A 5191-nucleotide genomic window follows, 5' to 3' on the forward strand; every position below is an offset into this window, starting at 1 on the left:
CACCATTAAAAACCAAAAAAGTCTGATTTGTTTGAATCAGCCTCTTTACATAAAGAAGGTGGCGACTTGAGTTCTGCGAATTGCGTCGCACTTATGAATAAAAAAAGAGGTTATCATTTCTGATAACCTCTTCACTTTAAGAAGGCGGCGACATACTCTCCCACTTGCGTAGTACCATCTGCGCTAAAAGGTTTAACTGCTCTGTTCGGAATGGTAAGAGGTGAGACCTTTCGCTATAACCACCTTAAATCGTTCAGTCAGGAGACAGCCTTTAGAGCTATTTTACTAAATCCTATTCGCTTTTGGCTAAATCCTAACTCATATATTTTAACATACTAAGATAATATATCAAATCTTTTCTATACAAAATACTCATATAATAAGTCTACGGGTTATTAGTATTACTCGGCTATGACATTACTGCCTTTACACCTGTAACCTATCAACGTGGTCATCTCCCACGACCCTTTAAAGAAATCTCATCTTGTGGCGGGTTTCGTACTTATATGCTTTCAGCACTTATCCCTTCCTAACATAGCTACTGAGCTGTGCCCTTGGCAGAACAACTCATTCACCAGAGGTTAGTCCAACTCGGTCCTCTCGTACTAGAGTCAGCACCACGCAAATTTCTAACGCCCACAGTAGATAGAGACCGAACTGTCTCACGACGTTCTGAACCCAGCTCGCGTGCCACTTTAATGGGCGAACAGCCCAACCCTTGGGACCTTCTCCAGCCCCAGGATGTGACGAGCCGACATCGAGGTGCCAAACCCCCCCGTCGATGTGAGCTCTTGGGGGAGATCAGCCTGTTATCCCCGGCGTACCTTTTATCCTTTGAGCGATGGCCCTTCCATTCGGAACCACCGGATCACTATGCTCTACTTTCGTACCTGATCGACTTGTAGGTCTCTCAGTCAAGCTCCCTTATACCATTACACTCTTCGCACGGTTACCAAGCGTGCTGAGGGAACCTTTAGAAGCCTCCGTTACTCTTTTGGAGGCGACCACCCCAGTCAAACTACCCTCCACGAACTGTCCTCCACTTTAACGCGGAGTTAGGCCTCAGATAAGCAAAGGGTGGTATTTCAACAACGACTCCATAACTGCCAGAACAGCCACTTCATAGTCTCCCACCTATCCTACGCATCACTTATCCAAGGTCAATACGAAGATGTAGTAAAGGTGCACAGGGTCTTTTCGTCCCACTGCGGGTAATCGGCATCTTCACCGATACTACAATTTCACCGAGCTCATGGCCGAGACAGTGTCCAAATCGTTACACCATTCGTGCAGGTCGGAACTTACCCGACAAGGAATTTCGCTACCTTAGGACCGTTATAGTTACGGCCGCCGTTTACTGGGGCTTCAATTCAAATCTTCGGTTACCCTAAACTCTCCTCTTAACCTTCCAGCACCGGGCAGGTGTCAGACCCTATACCTCATCTTTCGATTTTGCAGAGTCCTGTGTTTTTGATAAACAGTCGCTTGGACCTTTTCACTGCGACCCATATTTCTATGGGTGACCTTTCTCCCGAAGTTACAGGTCTATTTTGCCTAGTTCCTTAGCCATGAATCTCTCGAGCGCCTTAGAATTCTCTTCCCAATCACCTGTGTCGGTTTACGGTACGGGCTTCATACTTCGCTTTTCTTGGAAACGTTTTCATTACATTATCACTTTAGCCGAAGCCTCCGTGTACTATCACTACCATTCAGTAGCTTCAACGCAGTATTCCGTCTCTGCGCAATAACTATCTCGTTCCGTCACTTTTAGTAGTATGAAGGTACAGGAATATTAACCTGTTATCCATCCACTGCTCCATTTCGGATTCGCGTTAGGCCCCGACTAACCCTCAGCTGATTAGCATAGCTGAGGAAACCTTGATCTTTCGGCGGGCAGGTTTCTCGCCTGCCTTATCGTTACTTATGCCTACATTTTCTTTTCTATAAACTCCACAATACCTCACAGTACTGCTTCTACGTCGATAGAATGCTCCCCTACCACAATTTTATTGTCCATAGCTTCGGTAATTTGCTTATGCCCGTTTATTATCCATGCCGAACCGCTCGACTAGTGAGCTGTTACGCACTCTTTAAATGAATGGCTGCTTCCAAGCCAACATCCTAGCTGTCTGGGCAGTTCAACCGCGTTTTTTCAACTTAGCAAATATTTGGGGACCTTAGCCGATGGTCTGGGTCCTTTCCCTCTCGGACATGGACCTTAGCACCCATGCCCTCACTGCTGATCAGTATTTATTAGCATTCGGAGTTTGTCAGGAATTGGTAGGCGGTGAAACCCCCGCATCCAATCAGTAGCTCTACCTCTAATAAACTAAATCAACGCTGCACCTAAATGCATTTCGGGGAGTACGAGCTATTTCCGAGTTTGATTGGCCTTTCACCCCTACCCACAGGTCATCCGAAGTCTTTTCAACGACAACCGGTTCGGTCCTCCAGTTGGTGTTACCCAACCTTCAACCTGCCCATGGGTAGATCACTCGGTTTCGCGTCTACTCCTACCAACTAAACGCCCTATTCAGACTCGCTTTCGCTTCGAATACACATCTGAAATGCTTATCCTTGCTGGTAAAAGTAACTCGTAGGCTCATTATGCAAAAGGCACGCCGTCACCCCTATGGGCTCCGACCGCTTGTAAGCGTATGGTTTCAGGTTCTCTTTCACTCCTTTATTCAAGGTGCTTTTCACCTTTCCCTCACGGTACTGGTTCACTATCGGTCTCTCAGGAGTATTTAGCCTTACCAGATGGTCCTGGCTAATTCAGACAGGGTTCCTCGTGCCCCGACCTACTCAGGATTCTGCTATTATTTACCTCTCTTTCCAATACGGGACTTTCACCCTCTTTGGTGTATCTTTCCAGATACTTCTTATTCAATTAGCAATAAGTATCGCAGTCCTACAACCCCTATATTGCCGTAACAATACAGGTTTGGGCTACTCCAATTTCGCTCGCCACTACTCTCGGAATCACTATTGTTTTCTTCTCCTCCGCCTACTTAGATGTTTCAGTTCAGCGGGTTCGCCCATCTTTCGATGTGCCGTGCCTTCAACACGGCGGGTTGCCCCATTCGGATATTTGCGGATCATTTCGTATGTGCCAATCCCCGCAACTTTTCGCAGCTTATCACGTCCTTCTTCGCCTCTGAGAGCCTAGGCATCCCCCATACGCCCTTACATAACTTATTATATTTTTTCGTATGTAGTAATATCTCTCGATATTTACCTTTCTCTTTTTTCTTGTATATCTACTCTTGATATATTATCCCAGTATGTCAATGACCTTTTATTCCCTTAAATCCCCCGAAAGGAATTTTTAGGTATTTTGTGGAGAATAAGGGAGTCGAACCCTTGACCTCCTGCGTGCAAGGCAGGCGCTCTAGCCAGCTGAGCTAATTCCCCTTCTTTTTAGAATTTAGGAGGTAGGAGCTAGCGGATAGTTTTTTACTAATTCCTATTCGCTATTCGCTATATCCTTAGGGGTAGCCACAACCTCTAAAATTTCCTTACTTTTCTTACAATGAACTTTTCTTTAGTAGTTAGCGGATAGATGGCAACGTATGATTTTTTAGTATCCTATTTGCTATTCGCTATTCGCTAAAAAATTATTTTTGTAGTCTCAGGCAGACTCGAACTGCCGACCTCTACATTATCAGTGTAGCGCTCTAACCAGCTGAGCTATGAGACTGCATTTCTTTTAGAAAATAGATTTTATATCTCAGCGTATAGTCCTTCCTATATTCACTATTCGCCTTACGCTATTTCCTTGATTTTTTATCGACCGCACAAAGATTTAAATTAAAATAATCCTTACTCTAAAAACATAATCCATTCTCTAGAAAGGAGGTGTTCCAGCCGCACCTTCCGGTACGGCTACCTTGTTACGACTTAGCCCCAGTTACTAGTTTTACCCTAGGCAGCTCCTTGCGGCGACCGACTTCAGGTACCCCCAGCTCCCATGGCTTGACGGGCGGTGTGTACAAGGCCCGGGAACGTATTCACCGGATCATGGCTGATATCCGATTACTAGCGATTCCAGCTTCACGGAGTCGAGTTGCAGACTCCGATCCGAACTGTGATCGGCTTTGTAGATTCGCTCCTGCTCACGCAGTGGCTGCTCTCTGTACCGACCATTGTAGCACGTGTGTAGCCCAAGATGTAAGGGCCGTGATGATTTGACGTCATCCCCACCTTCCTCACGGTTTGCACCGGCAGTCCCATTATAGTTCCCGACTCTAATCGCTGGCAAATAATGGCAGGGGTTGCGCTCGTTATAGGACTTAACCTGACACCTCACGGCACGAGCTGACGACAACCATGCAGCACCTTGAAACAGACCATTGCTGGCTAACATATCTCTACGTTACTCCTGTCCCATTTAAACCTTGGTAAGGTTCCTCGCGTATCATCGAATTAAACCACATGCTCCACCGCTTGTGCGGGCCCCCGTCAATTCCTTTGAGTTTCACACTTGCGTGCGTACTCCCCAGGTGGGATACTTATCACTTTCGCTTAGCCACTCAACTATAATGCCAAACAGCTAGTATCCATCGTTTACAGCGTGGACTACCAGGGTATCTAATCCTGTTCGCTCCCCACGCTTTCGTCTCTCAGCGTCAATCTATTGTTAGTCATCTGCCTTCGCAATCGGTATTCTGTGTAATATCTATGCATTTCACCGCTACACTACACATTCTAACAACTTCACAATAATTCAAGATAGCCAGTATCAAAGGCAATTTTACGGTTAAGCCGCAAACTTTCACCCCTGACTTAACAACCCGCCTACAGACCCTTTAAACCCAATGATTCCGGATAACGCTCGCATCCTCCGTATTACCGCGGCTGCTGGCACGGAGTTAGCCGATGCTTATTCGCAAAGTACCGTCATCACTCTACACGTAGAGCTTATTCTTCCCTTGCAAAAGCAGTTTACAACCCATAAGGCTGTCTTCCTGCACGCGGCATGGCTGGTTCAGTCTTCCGACCATTGACCAATATTCCTCACTGCTGCCTCCCGTAGGAGTCTGGTCCCTGTCTCAGTACCAGTGTGGGGGATCTCCCTCTCAGGACCCCTATCTATCGTAGCCTTGGGGTGCCGTTACCACTCCAACTAGCTAATAGAACGCGTACTCATCTTTTACCACCGTAGCTTTAATTACCCTATGATGCCATAAAG

General features: G+C 46.4%; 2 tRNA genes and 3 rRNA genes (1 of these 5 cut by a window edge). All 5 read right to left on the reverse strand.

The features are described from left to right. Positions 1–139: 139 nt before the first annotated feature. A 5S ribosomal RNA gene (rrf, locus tag OO775_RS00005) occupies positions 140–247 on the reverse strand. Between the two features lie 128 nt (positions 248–375). Beyond that, positions 376–3201 (reverse strand): 23S ribosomal RNA (locus tag OO775_RS00010). Between the two features lie 139 nt (positions 3202–3340). After that, positions 3341–3414 (reverse strand) — tRNA-Ala (locus OO775_RS00015). 212 nt (positions 3415–3626) lie between these two features. Further along, positions 3627–3700: transfer RNA gene (locus OO775_RS00020), tRNA-Ile, on the reverse strand. A 151-nt stretch (positions 3701–3851) separates the two neighbouring features. Continuing rightward, positions 3852–5191, reverse strand: a 16S ribosomal RNA gene (locus OO775_RS00025) (it continues 143 nt past the right edge of the window). Together the 16S, 23S and 5S rRNA genes with 2 tRNA genes alongside form the textbook arrangement of a ribosomal RNA operon.

Source organism: Capnocytophaga catalasegens (assembly GCF_026005215.1).
Taxonomy (GTDB): Bacteria; Bacteroidota; Bacteroidia; order Flavobacteriales; family Flavobacteriaceae; genus Capnocytophaga; species Capnocytophaga catalasegens.